Genomic DNA, 18,876 nt, shown 5'->3' with positions numbered 1-18,876 from the left:
TTATCGCCTATTTTTATTACTACAATTATAATAACAAATCACATAAAATTATGCAATCACAATCTCGTGACGATATACCCTAAAGAGGTTGTAGAAGATATACAACAACAGCTTGCAGAGTTAGGAATGGTTACACCGCAGGAGGGAGCTTTAGACCAGGCTACAATATCCAATATGCTTGCTTTCAATCTACATCATTTGGGATCTCAAATTTTAAGTAATCATTATTCTAAAGATATGTATGATTATCTTCTTTGGGAAAATTCAAGTAATACTGATGCGAGAGGATTATTAGGTGTGTGGGATAAAAATAGTCAAGCCGTATTAGATGATATTCTGAGTTAATTGTTGAAGTTATAATCGACCTTGCATCTTTTAAATGCTTATCTATTGCAAAAAATACTAAAATAACTTGGTAAGGATGTATCAATTATTATTTCTTTACCAAATATTTTCTCAGGTAAGATTATTTTTTTGGCATGTAGTAGCATCTCCTTGGATAAAGCTATTGCTTCTAAGGTTCCATATTTTCTGTCACCTAATATGGGACAAGCTAGCATTTTCGCATGGAATCGAAGTTGATGCATCCTGCCAGTAAGAGGAGTAAACTCAACCAAGGTTAAACCATTAGACCTCTTGCAAAACTCTACTTCTGCTGCTAATTTGTACGTCGATGCGGCACTCGAATCCTCACGTACGCTAGAGTACGCTGCGGTTCGAGGTGAAGTGTCTCCTACAAATCCTTGGGCATAAACGAGTTTTGCAAGAGGTCTACTATCTAAATTCTTAAGGAATTTATAGCGGGTTATCGATAATTTACCATTTTCCTCATCATTTTGCACAGTTTCATACGCCCCCCCCCTATTCTTACCTATCATACCACTAATTTCTCCCTCGGATTGTGGAAGCTTACCTAAAACTACCGCTATATAGGTTTTTTGAATATCCTTCTCCTGAAAGGCTTTAACTAATTTTATACTACTTGCATAATTTTTAGCAATTAGCAATATTCCTGAAGTATCTTTGTCTAACCTATGAACTAACTTAAAATCTGCCCCCCGACCATTTAAATATTGCAATGCATCATCTATAGATAGAGTTATCTTGCTACCACCTTGGGTGGCAAGACCTGACGGCTTATTGATTGCTATAAACCAGTCATCTTGATAAATTAGATAATCCTTCAACAATTTACCAGCTAGTTTAATCGCTGAACTGGTAAAAATCCTATCAGAAGTTTTCAGAGTTTGTAAATTTAAACTATCCTCTATAAAAATTTTATCACCAACATTTATTCGCAGATTGGCTGCTACCTTACAAGAATTAACCATTATCCTCTTAAACCTTAAGGCACGCTCAATCACTCCTTGAGTAAGACTAGGATATAATTTTTTTAAGTAACGATCCAACCTACAAGGCAGTTCTAGATCAACATTTAATATTGCCACTTATGCACTCTTTAATAAAAAATAACTCCACAATATACAAGATAACAGTATAATTGCACAAATCTGATGGAATAAAGCTATTAATACAGGTACTGAATATAAAATAGTAGTTATGCCAGCTAACATTTGTAATAGCAATATACCAACAATGTAATAAGCTGCTTTATTTAATTTAGGATGTTTAGTTTTTATTAAGCTCACTACTAAAAATCCAGCACTAATACAAACTATATATGCTCCCATTCTATGAAAAAACTGAATAACCACAGGGTCGCTTAAACTATCTATAGTAAGTAGTTTAAACGTTAGTTCTTCAGGTATAAAATTATTACCCATTAATGGAAAGCTATTATATACCTGCCCAGCATCAAGACCTGCAACCAATCCCCCTAAAAAAATCTGTATATAAACTATACTAATAGTTACTAAACAACATAATTTTGCTGAACTCAAACTTATCGTTTGTTCATTTAGTAAAATATCAAAACTATTATTCATCAGTTGATAGAACAATAAATTATAGATGATAATCGCTATAATCAAATGCCCAGCTAAGCGGAAATGACTAACATATGGCTGCAAAATTAGCCCACTTTTTACCATATACCAACCCATAAATCCTTGAACCGCAAATAATAACAATATCCCCAAATATACTGGTAGTGATCTGCTAGCAATTTGCCTAGTCACCAAAAAATATACCAACGGTATCAGATATAATAAACCAACAACTCTCCCAGCAAAACGATGAATAAATTCAATCCAAAAAATAAATTTAAACTCTGAGAGAGTCATATTAATATTTTTTTGCTTATATTCGACTGATTGCTGATATTTACTAAACTCATCCTGCCACTCAGCATTATTGAGTGGTGGGACAATACCTGATACTGGCTTCCATTCAACAATTGATAAACCAGCATCAGTAAGCCTAGTAAGACCACCCCAAAAAATCATAAAAACCACCATACAGCAGCATGCAGCCAACCAAGGCTTTATTAATAGTTGTGACATTAAACCCAATATCTTTGATATCTATAATATAACAGATTTTTTTGATCCACTAATAGCTGTTTTATGATTTTGGATAACTTTTCAAAGCTTATTGATAGCTGGATAAGTAAAAAATAAAATATGGGTTAAATTAAGCATAAAATGAGCAAGTATGCTTGCTTCAATTCTTTTCGTTACTTTATATATCCAACCATATGAAACTCCAGCTATTGTGGCTAAAATTACATATTTTAATCCTCCTGGATAGTGCATCACTCCAAAGAAAAGTGCAGGTATTAGTATGGCTATATCCTTAGAATATTTATATTTTAACTGATTTAATGATTCTTGGAAAAATCCTCTAAATAATCCTTCCTCAGCAACGCATGTAAAAAATAAATTATTGATTACCCATATCCATAAATTTTGTGGTATCTTTGGTGCAAATTTGATGTACTCAAATGCAATAGATAACACTATTATTACTAATAGAATAATTGGTAATCTATAAAAAACTTGCAAGAGTAATATTTTCAGTTCGCTACAAGTAGATGCTAAATCTAAAGTTAAACCTATAATAATTAAACCGACAATTGTCTTATCTAAGTTTAAATATAGTGTAAACGGTAAAGCATCTGGAGTGAGTTGTATTTTATCTAAAACTAATAAATTATCAAATCCTGGAATTAAATGCAGTTCTAACATTAATCCAAGTACGAACACTAAACTCCATAAGACATATTTCAATTTAGTAGAAGATTTATGATACGAAAATACTAAATAAAAAAACAACAAAATTGCTAAAATAGCAAACAGGCTTGCTATATTACTAACAAAAGATAAGACTAGAGAAATAGATAGAAATAATTGCCATGGTTTAAATTTGCCTTTCACAGGAAGCCATAATGATATAACACTAATTAGTAATGTTATATATGTAAGATATTTTAGCCACATATTTCATCTATAATTGATTTGGGGTAATGTTGCACAGCCTATAGCTAACCAGTTTATTGCATTTTCAATAGTTCATTGATTTTAGCAATAGATAGTCCTGTAATTTTCGCTACTGCTTCAATGGAGCTACCATTATTTATCATCATTTTTATTAATTTAGCTTCCCCTTCGGCTCTACCTTTGGCTTCACCTCTAGCCTCTCCGATTTTAATACCATCCTGTAGCCCTATCTCTATCCCTTCTTCTTTCCATACTTGAGCTATACTAGGCATAAGCTCTTCTCCTTTTTCTTTAGTTAAATTATTTTTTAGTATTTTTTCTAACTCTATTTTATCACTTTGCTCAATAAAGGTCAAAGTATAGCTCAATAGATTTCTTATATGGTCATGACCTATTGTTATTTTACTCAATTTAGGCAAGAGATGAGAGATTTCTTGCCATCTTTTCAGTAATTGACGTTCGTGGATGTGCTTAAGGAAAAATAACAAAATTCCAGACCATATTTTTTCTTGAGTTCTTCATCGGGGATGTCATGTACGTTAATAAGCTGACAATCATTTATCCAAAAGCCTCTGGCTAAATCTGGATGGCTAAATAAATTCCATATATTGAGCGGTGCGTTATATTTCTTCTTGCCATTATAGAGTATTAGAGGATAAATTAATGGAAGACTTTTAGCTTTAGGATTAGTAGTTAAATATCGATCACAAATATTAATCATATATTTAAATAACCTAAATGCCATCATTTTATCAACAGTACTTTGATGTTCCAATAGCAAAAAAATATAACCATCTTGATCATTAAACTTAACAGAAAATAATACATCAGAAATAGTTTCAGAAAGGTCTGGCTCAATAAAACTATCTTTTTCTAATTTTAAAGATGTGCTATCGATTAAAGCCAACACATCTTTAGGCAAATGAGTTGCCAAAAACTCTTTAGCAACTATTGGGTTCTCCATAGATTTGCGAAAGATTTCGTCATGTTTTGGCTTGTCTGAAGTCATAATAAAATTTGCTTATATAGCTAATCTAATAATTCATTACTTACTGTACTTTCAGTAATTCCTTGATTTTAGTAATAGATAGTCCAGTAATTCTCGCTACTTCTTCAATAGAGCTACCATTATTTATCATCATTTTTATTAATTTAGCTTCTCCTCTAGCTTCTCCCCTAGCTTCTCCCCTAGCTTCTCCGATTCTAATACCATCCTGTACTCCGATTTTAATACCATCTTGTAGTCCGATTTGAATCCCTTCTTCTTTCCATACTTGAGCTATACTAGGCATAAGTTCTTCTCCTTTTTCTTTAGTTAAACTATTTTTTAATATTTTTTCTAACTCTATTTTATCATTTTGCTCAATAAAGGTCAAAGTATAGCTCAATAGATTTCTTATGTGGTCATGGCCTATTGTTATTTTACTCAATTTAGGCAAGAGATGAGAGATTTCTTGCCATCTTTTCAGTAATTAACGTTCGTGGATGTGCTTGAGGAAAAATAACAAAATTCCAGACCATACTTTTTCCTTAAGTTCTTCATCAGGAATATCATGTACGTTAATAAGCTGACAATCATTTGTCCAAAAGCCTCTGGCTAAATCTGGATGGCTAAATAAATTCCATATATTGAGCGATGCGTTATATTTCTTCTTGCCATTATAAATTATTAGGGGATAAATTAATGGGAGGCTTTTAGCTTTAGGATTAGTAGTTAAATATCGATCACAAATATTAATCATATATTTAAATAACCTAAATGCAATCATTTTATCAACAGTACTTTGATGTTCCAATAGCAAAAAAATATAGCCATCCTGATCATTAAACTTAACAGAAAATAATACATCAGAAATAGTTTCAGAAAGGTCTGGCTCAATAAAACTATCTTTTTCTAATTTTAAAGATGTGCTATCGATTAAAGCCAGCACATCCTTAGGCAAATGAGTTGCCAAAAACTCTTTAGCAACTATTGGATTCTCCATAGATTTGCGAAAGATTTCGTCATGTTTTGGCTTTTCTAGAGTCATAATAAAATTTACTTATATAGCTAATCTAATAATTCATTACTTACTGTACTTTCAGTAATTCATTGATTTTAGTAATAGATAGTCCAGTAATTCTCGCTACTTCTTCAATAGAGCTACCATTATTTATCATCATTTTTATTAATTTAGCTTCTCCTCTAGCTTCTCCCCTAGCTTCTCCGATTCTAATACCATCCTGTACTCCGATTTGAATCCCTTCTTCTTTCCATACTTGAGCTATACTAGGCATAAGCTCTTCTCCTTTTTCTTTAGTTAAACTATTTTTTAATATTTTTTCTAACTCTATTTTATCATTTTGCTCAATAAAGGTCAAAGTATAGCTCAATAGATTTCTTATATGGTCATAGCCTATTGTTATTTTACTCAATTTAGGCAAGAGATGAGAAATTTCCTGCCATCTTTTCAGTAATTGACGTTCGTGGATGTGTTTGAGGAAAAATAACAAAATCCCAGACCATACTTTTTTCTTGAGTTCTTCATCGGGGATGTCATGTACGTTAATAAGCTGATAATCATTTGTCCAAAAGCCTCTAGCTAAATCTGGATGGCTAAATAAATTCCATATATTGAGCGATGCGTTATATTTCTTCTTGCCATTATAAATTATTAGGGGATAAATTACTGGAAGGCTTTTAGCTTTAGGATTAGTAGTTAAATATCGATCACAAATATTAATCATATATTTAAATAACCTAAACGCCATCATTTTATCAACAGTACTTTGATGTTCCAATAGCAAAAAAATATAGCCGTCCTGATCATTAAACTTAACAGAAAATAATACATCTGAAATAGTTTCAGAAAGGTCTGGCTCAATAAAACTATCTTTTTCTAATTTTACAGTTGTGCTATCGATTAAAGCCAACACATCCTTCGGCAAATGAGTTGCCAAAAACTCTTTAGCAACTATTGGATTCTCCATAGATTTGCGAAAGATTTCGTCATGTTTTGGCTTTTCTAGAGTCATAACTTACATATAAGAAAGAATTTTAGAGAGGCAGGTGACAACATTTGCTACTGTTAACTCTTCTATTATTCCTGTTCTACGATCCTTTAATTCAACCACATCTTTCTCAGAGTTTTTGGAACCAATAATTATTTGGTACGGTGAACCTATAAGATCATGAGTGGCAAATTTTTTACCAGCTCTCTCATTTGTATCATCGTATAATACCTCTATTTTATTCGCTACAAACTGATCATATAGATTTTGTGATAGTTCATTGCATTTACTATCAAGTATATTCAAATTTAATATTGATACCATAAAAGGAGCAATATTTGGAGGCCATATAATCCCTTTATCATCATGACTTGATTCGATTATAGCGGCTAAAAGTCTTGAAATACCTATACCATAGGAACTCATTTCCACTGGCACAAGACTCCCATCACTAGCATTTACTAGAGCCTTCATTGCTTTAGAATATTTTGTACCAAGATAAAAAATATGCCCAACCTCTATAGCCTTACTACTAGCAAGATTATCTTCTGTTAACAAACATTTATCATGAACATGTTTTTCTTCTGCTACCGCATATAAGGATTGTAATTTTTCAATATCTAAATTTTCCTGATCTATTAAAGATAGAAATTTTTTGTCATAAAAAATAGTACTCTCACCATTAGTGGCAAGAATATGGAACTCATGGCTTAAATCCCCACCAATCTGACCATTATCAGCAAGTACTGGGATTACACGGAGTCCTATATCACGAAAAGTTTGCATATATGCTAGATACATCTGATTATAAGTTTTTATCGCACTTATTTGATCTATATCAAAAGAATACGCATCTTTCATTAAGAACTCTCTACCACGCATCACCCCAAAGCGAGGTCTAATTTCATCCCTAAATTTCCACTGAATATGATATAAGTTTTTTGGCAAATCTTTATAGGACTTAATATTATTTCTAAAAATATCGGTAACCATATCTTCATTAGTAGGTCCAAATAATAACGTATTATCATGGCGATCCTGGAATTTTAACATTTCCTTACCGTAATTCTCAAATCTTCCAGATTCCATCCATAAAGATGCTGGTTGAATACAAGGCATTAATATTTCAATGGCACCTACTTTATTCATATTAAGTCGGACAATATTTTCAACATTTTTTAGGGCTTTTAATCCCATAGGCAACCAGCTATAAATTCCAGCAGATTGTTGTCTTATCATACCGCTTCTAAGCATCAATCTGTGAGAAACTACTTGAGCCTCTACTGGCTCTTCCTTTAGCACAGGTAAAAAATATTTTGATAGTAACATAGCTCTTTCTTTGATTATTTTTTGGCAATAATATTTAGAAATTCATGACGATATTTCTGCTGCTCTAAATATATACCAGTATAATGCATAGTATTCATAATACTATCATTTTGCATAACACCTCTAAGAGTCATGCAACTATGTAATGCAGAAATCCTGACCGCAACACCCATAGGCTTAATATATTTCTGTAATGTTTCAGCAATTTGTACTGTCATTTTTTCTTGAATCTGTAGTCTTTTTGCAAAAACATCAACTATTCTGGCAAATTTACTGATACCTATTATACAATTATCTGGTATATAAGCTATATCAACCGTACCATTTATTGGTAATAAATGGTGTTCGCAAAAAGAATTAAACTTTATGTCTTTCAATAGAATGAAGTCCTGAAAGTTACCAGTCTCATAAAATTTAGTAGATAATATTTCTTCTACATTTTTATTGTATCCACAAAACATCTCTTGGTAAGTTTTTATTACTCTATCAGGAGTTTTTGCTAACCCCTCTCTATTTGGATCCTCACCAATAAATCGCAATAAAGTTCTAACTGCATCTTGGGCTTCTTCTATAGTAGGTTTTTTCAAGGTCATTATTTTTATTATACTAATTATTTCAATACCATCTTTTTACCACAAATAACAACAAACATCAAGCCACCAACAATAGCAATTAGTCCTCCAGCACCCATTGCCCCCATCAATAACTTACTGCTAATCGTCATTTCTACTCCTGGTGTTTTTCGCATCACCCCATAACCACCAGCAAAAAGAAGAGCTATAATATGTAACATTTGTCCGATAGTTAAAGTAATAATTGCTGCAGAGGAATATGAGTTTTTCTTTTGTTCATTATTACATGCATTGTCACATAAAAGAAAGCTAAATCCCATAAATGCCACACTTATTCCAACAATCGAACCATGATAGTGGGCAGGAACAGTAACGTTCATACTGGTAATTAACACGCCAATAAACCCTCCAGACAAAAATAATATGCTAGAACAAATGATGCTTGCTTTTATAAGAGAATTTACCACTAGTTTATGATTATGGCTAACTAGCTCATAAAATATTAGTATCAAAGACAGAACTGGGGCTATTCCGCCACCATATTTCATTTGTTTAGTATAATATTCTTTGAATTCAGCATCTATAGTATCATATGATAAGTGTCCCCAAATAGCTGCAAAACTTATCAAAAAATTTAAATATAATAATATCAGATATAATTTGTTAAATCTTAGCTCTTTATTTACCCAAGTATTGGATAATGCTATCGTTACTAATATCATAATTTGCGTGTAAATAAATTGCAATAAATGCCCCCCACTCCAGAAAAGCAATTCATAGTAAAATTCTATATCAACTGGCACAAGCTTAATAACTTGTTGTAGTTGATAATAAGAACAAATAAAACATACCCATACTAATATCCACATTATTGCAGTAGAAAGGATAGTAAAATTGATCAATTTTTGACTTTTTAGGTTCTTAATCGTTGCTAGGATGACGTTTGATGAAAATAACAATACCGATACGCCAAATAAACTAATTCCAAGAATAAACATTATATTCTCCAGCATTGGTATGTAATTATTCATTACAGGAAGATTTTGTCCACAAAGTGGTGATAAAGCTATTAGTGCAGTGCCAAAAAATGCTATTATTACATATGTTATACTGGAAGTCGTTGGCTGTAAATTATAGCTCCAAATACATGCTGTAACGGATATCAACCAAACTAGGATTGATAAATTAACATGAATAACCAAAGCTGATTTAAAGATTTCTGTATTGGGAAATAGGGTAACTAATATAGGAGTGCGGAGCATTACCAATATTATTGAATACACCCCAGCAAGGGCAAGCGAGATTACCCCATTTCTAAGCCAGCAAATAGCTAATTTATTACGACTTAATTGATCAATTATATTATTCTCAAGATTCATAAAGAATACTTATGATGGTGGGTTTGAGAAGACTTGAACTTCCGACCTCACGCTTATCAGGCGTGTGCTCTAACCAGCTGAGCTACAAACCCATTAGACCTCTTGCAAAACTCTACTTCTGCTGGTAATTTGTACGTCGATGCGGTACTCAAATCCTCACGTACATTAGAGTACGCTGCGGTTCTGCGTTCCGCGTCTCCTTCAAATTCCTCAACATAAGCGAGTTTTGCAAGAGGTCTATTACTAGGAGGCGGTCTCCTAGTCTCCGCCTTTAAATATTGGCGGCGGTATTCATATACAACTAAGGGGGTTAACTACCCTGAAGTGGTGGGCTCGCCGGGATTCGAACCCGGGACAACCTGATTAAAAGTCAAGTGCTCTACCAGCTGAGCTACGAGCCCCAAACATAATGCTTAAAGACAAATTGTGTCCCAAAACAATATTCCAACACGCTTTACTTTATCGTTTAAAAAGGCTATCATGTCAACAATTATTTTGGTAAATATCTTTAAATGGTGACTTATGCATTCTGATGTTGCAATTATTATCCCTTCAAGACTTGATTCTGTTAGGCTTCCTAAGAAACCTTTACAATTGATAGGGGAACTGTCAATAATTGAACGCGTTCTAAGACAAGTACACTTAACCAAACTAAAAAATATTTATGTAGCAACTGACTCAGAAATTATAGCTAAAAAAGTTACTGATTGTGGTGGGCAATTGATTATGACAAACCCAGACTGCCAGACTGGTACTGACCGTGTCTATGAGGCATTTCAGGCAATACCTAACAATCATAATATTAATTATATCCTAAATGTCCAAGGTGACATGCCTTTTATAGAACCGGAATCAATTATTAAAGTTATTGAAAGCCTAAAGTCTAGTGACCATGATATTATGACCCCAGTAGTAAAAGTTGGTATAAACGCCGTAAATGGCAATAGTAATGTCAAAGTTATTACTGACCATAATGATAAGGCTCTGTATTTTTCTCGCAGTCTTATTCCTTATGGCTCTGAAGAATTTCTATATCACGTAGGAATGTATGGGTTCCGCAAAGAAGCATTAATTAAATTCATAAACTTACCTGTCTCAACTTTAGAATTAAGCGAAAAATTAGAACAACTAAGAGCCTTACAAAATAATATGTCCATAGGGGTATGTTATGTTAATAATATCCCCATTTCTGTTGATACCCCAGAAGATTTAAACAAAGCTATCAAATTTTATCAACAATTTAACCAAGGCTAATATTCTCCCGTCTATTAGCGAGACCACGCATAAGCGTCAATTTAAGAAAACAATAATTGAGAAACCGTCATTGCGAGCGAACGTATGTGAGCGTGGCAATCCATTTTTGGTTACTTTCTGGATTGCTTCGTCAGCTACGCCTCCTCACAATGGCTAGTTGGATTAGCTATAGGCAGGAAGTTTAATATCTCGGGACTAAGCAAGGTAATTATTTTCCCATCCTCAAGCTGAATTCTTATACCTCCATTTTCATCTATATCTTTAAAAATCCCTGAGATTTTTGTGTTTCCATCATTTACACTAACCATCTCGCCCAACTTATAAGCATTTCTAAGCCAATATTGTCTTATTTTACTAAATCCCTGTTCTTTCCATCTACTAAAATATTTTTCAAAATTAATCATCAAGATATCTAATAAATATTCTGTATCTTTTACTTCTATATTCTCATCAGATAAATTGGTTGCCAGTTGCTCAATATTTAAAGGATTTTCCTTGATGTTAATGCCAACACTTATAATAAGATAATTATTAGACCTCTTGCCTAACTCTACTTCTGCTGGTAATTTGTACGTCGATGCGGTACTCGAATCCTCACGTACATTAGAGTACGCTGGGGTTCTGCGTTCCGCGTCTCCTTCAAATTCCTCAGCATAAGCGAGTTTTGAAAGAGGTCTATTGTTATTTATACTAATAGATTCAAGCAATATACCAGATACTTTTTTGTCGTTTATCAAAATATCATTGGGCCATTTTAATTTGATAGAATTCTCTGAATTAGCTGTAAGAGAAGTAATAGTTTTATACACAACAATAGCCATAACAAAAGATAATTGAGGAAGATAACTGAGATTAATTTGATGCTTTAATAATATACTAACATGCAAATTCCCTAGATTAGAATGCCAAATTTTGTTATTTCTTCCACGCGATTTTGTTTGATTTTTTGCTAATATTACATAATTCCTATCAAGACAGGCCTTAGCCATCCTAATAGCTTCAGAGCTGGTACTATCTATTGTATCAAAAACTAGTAGCTTATATTTTTTCTGCCAAGACATAATTACCTCATAAAATTCAGGGTGATTTTAAAAGTCGTAGAAAAACAGTATAAAAATCCAAAGCATCATTGCGAGAAACCACTTTACTGCGACGCAACAATCCAAAAAGTAACCAAAATTGATTGCTTCGACCATTACATGCTCTTGCAATGACATATATGTACTCCAAACGTCATTGCGAGAAGGCGTAAACCGATGAAGCAATTTGTAAGTTAAATATAAACAATTAAAATTTTGTCAACATAATAGAGCCTAGCACTAAATTAAAAAATATCAGATAGCTCTGTTGTCATACCATCGCCTGATAATACTATATCATTATTAGGTACATCGTCATATAAAGAATTAGCAATATTATTACTTATTACTTTAGATAAGGAATTTACATTGTTAGATAATTCTTTTAAATTACTACTTATCTTAGGTGACAAATGCACTTGTTGTTGATTATTTAAAGTGTGTAAAGTGCGTAAACTGTCTATATGCCACCGCACTGCATCAACCAAAGAATCTGTGCTTGTCATTTTGAAATCATGATTTTCTAATAGTGGCTGCATACAAAGCCTTGCAAAAATAACATTTGCAATACCAATATCTGATGCTGTCTTACCATTATTATTAGCTATATCTGATTTTGCTCCCCATTCTAATAATATTTTAGCCATATCAGGGTGATTATTTTTTATTGCAAGGTGTAATGGAGTATTACCAAGTTTATTTTGAATGTTTACATTATTTTTGGTAAGGAAATGATTTGCTAAATCTATATCACCTTTTTCTACAGCTTTAAATAAGGCATAACCCCCGTAGCGTGCTTTATAAAAAAGTTGTTTCAATGACATATTTACCTCTTAATTATTTAGTGATTTCTTATTCCAACTAAATAAACCGTTTAATACGGTTTATTTAGTTGCTGGCACTATATAATAAAATTTCACCTTATGCAAGCACTTACTTTAATAATTCCATGTTTTCTTAGTTTTTATCATGTTTTTTATTATTTAAAATCTCTCTTGCTTTAGCGAGTCTTATAAATCGTCCAAAAGCAAGAATCATAGAGTCAACAAAACCATCAAAACCAAATACCCAATATCGTCTTATAAAGAATGATTTTAAAAAATAAAAAATAATTTCTGTAGCAATTCTTATTTTTGATGGATTCCTACCTAGTTTGACGAAATCTTCTGCCTGCTCGGAAGAATAAAAATTTGCCTTAGCTACCATTTGCTCAATTGACATGCCAGACCTATGATAAATTATACCATTTAACTCATAGATTTTGTCTTGTGGGTTAATATCTGGGTTAAATAACACCGAATCATGAGTAGTAGTACTCATATTATTAGAAAAACTACTATATTTACGGTTATATAATCTGATGAATTTATGATAAGGAGCAAAGCGACGAACTTTATGATCGTTACGGTGCAATATAACATTTTTAGTACGATAAGCTAAATAATTATCTTGAATATTTGAAGCAAATATAAATTCTATTTCATCCTGTAATTCTTTTGACAACTCTTCATCAGCATCAATATTTAATATCCAATCATTCTGACATAAACTCTCACCAAAAGCTTTTTGTTTAACATAACCACCCCATTCGTTAAAAATCACTTTGGCACCTAAATTTCTAGCAATTTGCACTGTATCATCAGTGCTACCACTATCAACAACAATAAGCTCCTCCACAATGTCCTTAACACTGTTAATAGCTCTTGCCACTCTAGCAGATTCGTTTTTTGTAATAATAAAGGCTGAAATCTTAAGCATATTACCCTTTAACTCATAAAGAAAGAAAAAATTAACAGAAATCCTATAACAAGGCAACTGACAAACCTTAAGCCTTGATATGTTGGTATTGACTCTGGCTGCAAACTTTCACTTACCTCAAAAAAGTACATAGACCTAACTATTTTGAGGTAATAATAAGCTGCTATAATACTGGTACCAATAGCTATAAATGCTAGAGTAAATTGTTCCTCTACAATAGCCTGATAAAAAATGAAATATTTACCAAAAAATCCTGCCAGTGGGGGAATACCAATCATCGAGAACATGATAATGGTAATCCCAGCAGCCAAAGCCTTACGACTATTCGCCAAACCCTTAATATCATCAAAATTTGCCGTATCAGCTTTTCCTCCCAGCAGAACAATTAAACAGGCAAAAAAGCCTAAAACGGAAGCAGCATAAATAAATATATATATTAATACAACATTATTACCTTGCTCACTATGCAAAGCAATCCCCATCAGAACATATCCAATATTTAGAATAGTGCTATAGCCCATTAGCCTTTTGAGGGAGGTTTGTCTAATAGCACCACCTGCCCCAACCAACATCGACAAAATTGCTGTTATTTTTATTAAATCAACTGAAATTTGTTGATAACCACCAACTACCATCGTCATTATATTTAATAACACCACTACATTGCCAAATTTTGTAGCAGCAGCAAAATAGGTAACTGAAGGAATTGGTGATCCTTCATATACATCTGGTGTCCAAGCATGCAAAGGACCACTAGATAATTTAAAGAAAATACCACTTAAAAAAAGTACTAAGCCACTTACTAACCCAATATTTGGCTGCGGTGATTGATTTAATTTTTGTAGAATATTACTATAATCTAAACTACCACCAAATCCGTAAATAAAAGACATCCCAAACAATGTCAGACAACTAATCAAACTACCTAGAATAAAGTATTTTAACGCTCCTTCTGATGATTTAATATTATACAAACTAAAGCCAGCTAGTACATATGCTGCTAGTGCTTGCAATTCCATAGCCACAAATAATAGCAGGAAATTACGAGCCGATATAGTAATAAAAATACCAACAGTCGAAAGCAGCACTAAGGTTATAAACTCTGTCTTAAATTTTTCATTAGTGATCTTACAATAATCATTATAAATTATCATGGTCATCACCGAAAAAAGTAAAACACAAGATTTACAAACACCAGTAAAGCTATTAGTAGCAAAGGAATTACTAAAAGCTACTGCCTCACCCTGAACGCAAGCAATAAAAAGTACAATCGATAATAATATCGTAATATTAGTAATGATTCTAGTTTTTTTGCTAAATAATACAGCAGATAATTGAGTAAGCAAAGCCACTAAGGTCAGCATTATCTCAGGCAAAATAATTATAAATTGTTTTAAAATTGGGCTTATCATATTTTAAGTTTTTGGATTTAGTATAATATAAATAGTTAATATATACTATAAGATCACTAGCACTAAGTATAATATAAAAATATTTAATTTTACATGATAGCTAACCAGGGCAATATTACACCAAATTCACAGACGTCATTGCAAGACTACGTAGTGGTTGTGGCAATCCATTTCTAACTATTTTCCTGGATTGCTTCGTCGGCTCATGCCTCCTCACAATGACGGAGGAGCTATCTAGCACATTAACGGGTTAGTTATATATCATCGTATCCGCGAAAACCCTTTGAATAAACTATACACCCATAAAGTCAGTATAATGTTTTTATCAATATCAGTTTAAAATAATATTTGACTTTATACGTCAATGACGTAATAATATTGATATGGAATATATAAAATCTCCTTTGTTTAATAAATTTGTTAAGTTCATATTTAACTGATGATAATTACGCAGACTTTCAATGGCATTTAGCCTTATACCCTAAATCAGGAGATATTATTCCTGGCAGTGGAGGACTTAGGAAAATATAAGATGAATGGCTAAAGAACGAGGCTGAAAACATTCCAGCTGCTATTTTAAAGAAAATAAAAGAGGAGTTAGGATTATGAAAATAAGACGAGATATCGGAACAGAAATTTTACAATCCATTCAAGAGATAAAGACAGGAAAGGGTAATGTACAGAAAATAGAAACAAAAGATGATATAGTGAATATTAGAAAGTACTTACAACTATCTCAAGTAGATTTTGCTGTTTTAATGGGGATTAATGTTAGAACATTACAAGAATGGGAGCAAGGGCGGCGTAAACCTAGGGGATCAGCTATATCTTTATTAAAAATAGCATCTAAACATCCCCAAATTTTTATTAACTAATTCACCTTACGCATAGCACTTAAAAGCCATAGGGAAAATAACCTGGCATCATTGCGAGCGAACGTACGTGAGCGTGATAATCCATGAAGTGATTAGATTAGAAATGAATTGCTTCGTCGCCACCAAAGTGGCTCCTCGCAATGACGGTTGGGGCTTATGTACTCCTTCCAATGACAACGTAATACTAAGCTATACTCTTTAAACTAATAAATAAGTAATAAAATGACCTTTAACTCAAGCAAACTTAACAATGGACTAACTGTTGTTACTTACCATATGCCTAATATAAAATCCGTAGCTATTAATCTCATTGTTAATGTAGGTAGCCGCTATGAACAATATTCAGAAATAGGGATATCTCATTTTCTTGAACATATGGCATTTAAAGGAACAACAACTAGAACTGCTAAGCAAATTGCTGAAGAATTTGACTCTATAGGAGGGCAGTTTAATGCTTACACCGGTCATGAACAGACTGTTTATTACTCAAAAATATTGAGTGAAAATTGTTATACGGCTCTAGAAATATTGGCAGATATCTTGCAAAATTCAGTTTTTTCAGAAGAAGAAATAGCCAAAGAATATCAGGTGATTTTACAAGAAATTGCTTGTGTACAGGATAATCCCGATGAGCTTATTCACGAAAAATTTTACAGTAGTGCTTATGAAAATCAAGCTCTTGGTCGGTCAATTTTAGGAACTTATGACAGTTTAGCAAAATTTGATAAGGAACATTTTAGCAATTATATTGATAAACATTATAATGCCGGAAATATTTACTTATCAGTGGCAGGAAATGTTGAACATCAACAAATTGTAGAATTTGCAGAAAAATTATTTTGTTCATTAAAAGATAAACCAAATAATCATTTTGAGAAAGCTAGATACACTGGGGGGCATAGTGTTATTACCAAAGAACTTGAGCAAACTACCTTGGTTCTGGGATTCGAAAGTGTACCCTATTTTAACATACAGCAATTATATCATACTCAAGCTCTGTCACTAATACTTGGTAACGGTATGTCATCAAGATTATTTCAACAAATCAGAGAAAAGCTTGGACTTGCCTACTCAATTGGTAGCTATAATAGCTCACACTATGATAGTGGGATTTTTGGCATATATGTTTCCACTAGTCATGATAAACTGCCATTTCTTGCAGAACAATTAGTCAATGAAATTAACAATATTTCTGTAGATATCAAAGATTCGGAAATTGATCGGGCTAAAATACAATTAAAAACTAGTATCCATATATCCCAAGAAGATTCATCTTATAAGTCAGAAGAAATTGGTAAGAATTTTGCTGTTTTTGGCAAATATTTACCTATTGAGGACACTATTGAATATATTATGAATATAACAAACCGAGATATCATAAATATTGCTAACAAAATATTTGCCAGCAAACCTACTTTATCTATCATTGGCCCTAATCCACTTGCCATAGATTATCAAAAATTATCTAATGATCTGGCTCTATGAAATCGGTGCTATTAACTAGAAGTTTAGAAGATAATTACGACATTATTCAAGAGTTGCAGCGTAATCATCAATGTAGCTTTAACTATATATGCTGTCCTTTATTGGAATATCAAACTTTGCCATTAGATGGTACCCTTTTATATGATTATCCTAATATCATTATCACTAGTAAATTTGCTGCTAAAATTCTAGCTGGACACCAAAATATCGAAAAGAAGAATATGTGGATAGTCGGTAATTCATCAAAATTAATTCTAGAACAAAATAATTTTATAGTGCAATATGTTGCTAGCAATGTACAAGAGCTGCTAGAAAACATTCCACCAGAAATATATCACCAAACCGTATATTTATCGTCAAATGAAATTACCCAAGATTTACCTCAAGCTATTAAAAGACACATTATCTATCAGGTAAAATATGCAACTAAGCTGCAGCACATAGCAGAAATTGAAAAGGGCATCAATTTTATTCTACTATATTCACAGAACTGCACTAAGACTTTTATTGAATTATTAATAAAAAATAATTTGCTAGAATCCTTAGCCAATAGTTTAGTTATTACTATAAGTAAAAAAGTAGCAAATATTATTAGCTCTTTTACTAAAAATGTGGTTTATTGTGATAATGGACAACCTCAGCAAATGTTAGAATTATTAATTTATAATGCCCAAAATAATGCAAAAATCAGAAACTAATATAATAAAAGTCCGTAGAAACAATTCTATTATTTTTACAATTATTTTGGTTATATTATTTGCCATATCGGTAACTTATATGACTTTTTTAAATAATAAAAAGACGGATTCTAAGTTATCTAATAACGCAACAATACAAGAAACAACCATACAAGAAATCCCCCCATCTTCAGATACTACCAATTTAGAGGAGAATGCACCTCAGGAAGATAATAGTTTAAATCAAGATAATTCTTCTGTAAGTACCCCCCACCAACCAGAACAATCTAAAGCCCCTTCCAATGTTTACAGTAATTATTTACTTAGCATCAATCTTCTGGTAAAGAATTTTCTGCAAGATAAAGATTATACAGAGCAACTTTATCAAATTGAAACTATGGAGTTACCTGCAAAAATAAAAAATATTTTGATAGATATGCACTATTATAATAAAAATTATTTACTTGATAATAATTTAGGTTTAGTAAGGGTATTTCCAAAAACCGATTGCTGGATCAAGCAATTTATCAAAATTGAAGAAAAATCTAGTAGCCTCAAAGATAAAGAAAAGCTGAAATTAAAAATAATAGGAAACCTAGATTATTTTATTAATTTCTTTTATTCAGAAGAACTACAACAAGAAAATTACAACAAGAATTCGTAGAGT

General features: G+C 32.3%; 20 protein-coding genes, 2 tRNA genes and 1 pseudogene. 6 read left to right on the top strand and 17 right to left on the bottom strand.

The annotated features are described in order from the left end of the window. Window positions 1–66 precede the first annotated feature (66 nt). Window positions 67–345, top strand: coding sequence for a hypothetical protein (locus tag ACFELY_RS04595; protein WP_375333758.1), 279 nt, complete (start codon window positions 67–69; stop codon window positions 343–345). A 38-nt stretch (window positions 346–383) separates the two neighbouring features. Here the strand turns inward: ACFELY_RS04595 and ACFELY_RS04590 are convergent. From ACFELY_RS04590 to ACFELY_RS04525, 13 genes and pseudogenes are all read right to left on the bottom strand, one after another. After that, window positions 384–1,094 (bottom strand): annotated as a pseudogene (locus ACFELY_RS04590) (pseudouridine synthase); the annotation flags it as partial. 354 nt (window positions 1,095–1,448) lie between these two features. Further along, the gene (locus ACFELY_RS04585; RefSeq protein ID WP_375333757.1) at window positions 1,449–2,462 is read right to left on the bottom strand and encodes a COX15/CtaA family protein; all 1,014 of its coding nucleotides are present in this window, start codon (window positions 2,460–2,462) and stop codon (window positions 1,449–1,451) included. Window positions 2,463–2,543: 81 nt separating this feature from the next. Beyond that, on the bottom strand, window positions 2,544–3,398 hold the full coding sequence (locus tag ACFELY_RS04580) for a CPBP family intramembrane glutamic endopeptidase (protein WP_341759377.1): 855 nt from the start codon (window positions 3,396–3,398) through the stop codon (window positions 2,544–2,546). 53 nt (window positions 3,399–3,451) lie between these two features. After that, window positions 3,452–3,886, bottom strand: coding sequence for a hypothetical protein (locus tag ACFELY_RS04575; protein WP_375333756.1), 435 nt, complete (start codon window positions 3,884–3,886; stop codon window positions 3,452–3,454). Beyond that, a complete protein-coding gene (locus tag ACFELY_RS04570) occupies window positions 3,844–4,407 on the bottom strand; it encodes an Rpn family recombination-promoting nuclease/putative transposase (protein ID WP_375333755.1) in 564 nt (187 codons plus the stop codon). Before ACFELY_RS04570 ends, ACFELY_RS04575 begins: the two co-directional genes overlap by 43 nt. 40 nt (window positions 4,408–4,447) lie before the next feature. Beyond that, entirely contained in the window at window positions 4,448–4,774 is a 327-nt protein-coding gene (locus ACFELY_RS04565; RefSeq protein ID WP_375333754.1) for a transposase, read from the bottom strand. 96 nt (window positions 4,775–4,870) lie between these two features. Continuing rightward, window positions 4,871–5,428 (bottom strand): Rpn family recombination-promoting nuclease/putative transposase, encoded by a 558-nt coding sequence (locus ACFELY_RS04560; protein WP_375333753.1) that lies wholly within the window; start codon window positions 5,426–5,428, stop codon window positions 4,871–4,873. Window positions 5,429–5,468: 40 nt separating this feature from the next. Further along, window positions 5,469–6,413 carry an Rpn family recombination-promoting nuclease/putative transposase gene (locus ACFELY_RS04555; protein ID WP_375333752.1) on the bottom strand — a complete coding sequence of 315 codons (945 nt, stop codon included), beginning with the start codon at window positions 6,411–6,413 and terminating at the stop codon, window positions 5,469–5,471. A gap of 3 nt (window positions 6,414–6,416) precedes the next feature. Next, entirely contained in the window at window positions 6,417–7,718 is a 1,302-nt protein-coding gene (gene proS, locus ACFELY_RS04550) for a proline--tRNA ligase (protein WP_341759381.1), read from the bottom strand. A gap of 14 nt (window positions 7,719–7,732) precedes the next feature. After that, window positions 7,733–8,311, bottom strand: coding sequence for a GTP cyclohydrolase I FolE (folE, locus tag ACFELY_RS04545; RefSeq protein WP_375333751.1), 579 nt, complete (start codon window positions 8,309–8,311; stop codon window positions 7,733–7,735). A 17-nt stretch (window positions 8,312–8,328) separates the two neighbouring features. Then, complete coding sequence (locus ACFELY_RS04540) at window positions 8,329–9,669, bottom strand: cbb3-type cytochrome c oxidase subunit I (RefSeq protein WP_375333750.1); 1,341 nt, start codon at window positions 9,667–9,669, stop codon at window positions 8,329–8,331. A gap of 15 nt (window positions 9,670–9,684) precedes the next feature. Then, window positions 9,685–9,761: transfer RNA gene (locus ACFELY_RS04535), tRNA-Ile, on the bottom strand. A 233-nt stretch (window positions 9,762–9,994) separates the two neighbouring features. Continuing rightward, window positions 9,995–10,070: transfer RNA gene (locus ACFELY_RS04525), tRNA-Lys, on the bottom strand. Window positions 10,071–10,191: 121 nt separating this feature from the next. On the opposite strand from ACFELY_RS04525, the gene ACFELY_RS04520 reads away from it, so the two are divergent. Then, window positions 10,192–10,923 (top strand): 3-deoxy-manno-octulosonate cytidylyltransferase, encoded by a 732-nt coding sequence (locus ACFELY_RS04520; RefSeq protein WP_375333749.1) that lies wholly within the window; start codon window positions 10,192–10,194, stop codon window positions 10,921–10,923. A 134-nt stretch (window positions 10,924–11,057) separates the two neighbouring features. Here the strand turns inward: ACFELY_RS04520 and ACFELY_RS04515 are convergent, their stop codons facing one another. From ACFELY_RS04515 to nuoN, 4 genes are all read right to left on the bottom strand, one after another. Continuing rightward, entirely contained in the window at window positions 11,058–11,984 is a 927-nt protein-coding gene (locus ACFELY_RS04515) for a biotin--[acetyl-CoA-carboxylase] ligase (protein ID WP_375333748.1), read from the bottom strand. Between the two features lie 263 nt (window positions 11,985–12,247). Continuing rightward, window positions 12,248–12,826 carry an ankyrin repeat domain-containing protein gene (locus tag ACFELY_RS04510; protein WP_375333747.1) on the bottom strand — a complete coding sequence of 193 codons (579 nt, stop codon included), beginning with the start codon at window positions 12,824–12,826 and terminating at the stop codon, window positions 12,248–12,250. A gap of 133 nt (window positions 12,827–12,959) precedes the next feature. Next, on the bottom strand, window positions 12,960–13,760 hold the full coding sequence (locus ACFELY_RS04505; RefSeq protein WP_375333746.1) for a glycosyltransferase family 2 protein: 801 nt from the start codon (window positions 13,758–13,760) through the stop codon (window positions 12,960–12,962). A gap of 8 nt (window positions 13,761–13,768) precedes the next feature. Then, on the bottom strand, window positions 13,769–15,172 hold the full coding sequence (nuoN, locus tag ACFELY_RS04500) for an NADH-quinone oxidoreductase subunit NuoN (RefSeq protein WP_375333745.1): 1,404 nt from the start codon (window positions 15,170–15,172) through the stop codon (window positions 13,769–13,771). 605 nt (window positions 15,173–15,777) lie between these two features. On the opposite strand from nuoN, the gene ACFELY_RS04495 reads away from it, so the two are divergent. The 4 genes from ACFELY_RS04495 (at window position 15,778) to ACFELY_RS04480 (ending at window position 18,873) form a co-directional block, all read left to right on the top strand. Further along, the gene (locus ACFELY_RS04495) at window positions 15,778–16,047 is read left to right on the top strand and encodes a helix-turn-helix domain-containing protein (protein WP_341759389.1); all 270 of its coding nucleotides are present in this window, start codon (window positions 15,778–15,780) and stop codon (window positions 16,045–16,047) included. A gap of 222 nt (window positions 16,048–16,269) precedes the next feature. Beyond that, window positions 16,270–17,532, top strand: a complete 1,263-nt coding sequence (locus tag ACFELY_RS04490) for a M16 family metallopeptidase (RefSeq protein ID WP_375329958.1) — start codon at window positions 16,270–16,272, stop codon at window positions 17,530–17,532. Continuing rightward, a complete protein-coding gene (locus tag ACFELY_RS04485; protein WP_375333744.1) occupies window positions 17,529–18,230 on the top strand; it encodes a uroporphyrinogen-III synthase in 702 nt (233 codons plus the stop codon). The genes ACFELY_RS04490 and ACFELY_RS04485 overlap by 4 nt, the downstream gene beginning before the upstream one ends. Further along, entirely contained in the window at window positions 18,211–18,873 is a 663-nt protein-coding gene (locus tag ACFELY_RS04480; RefSeq protein ID WP_375329960.1) for a hypothetical protein, read from the top strand. Before ACFELY_RS04485 ends, ACFELY_RS04480 begins: the two co-directional genes overlap by 20 nt. Window positions 18,874–18,876: the final 3 nt, after the last annotated feature.

Source organism: Candidatus Tisiphia endosymbiont of Xenochironomus xenolabis, from assembly GCF_964264705.1.
GTDB lineage: Bacteria > Pseudomonadota > Alphaproteobacteria > Rickettsiales > Rickettsiaceae > Tisiphia.
Note: the sequence above shows the minus strand (reverse complement) of the source record. Positions and strands in the feature narration are given on the sequence as shown.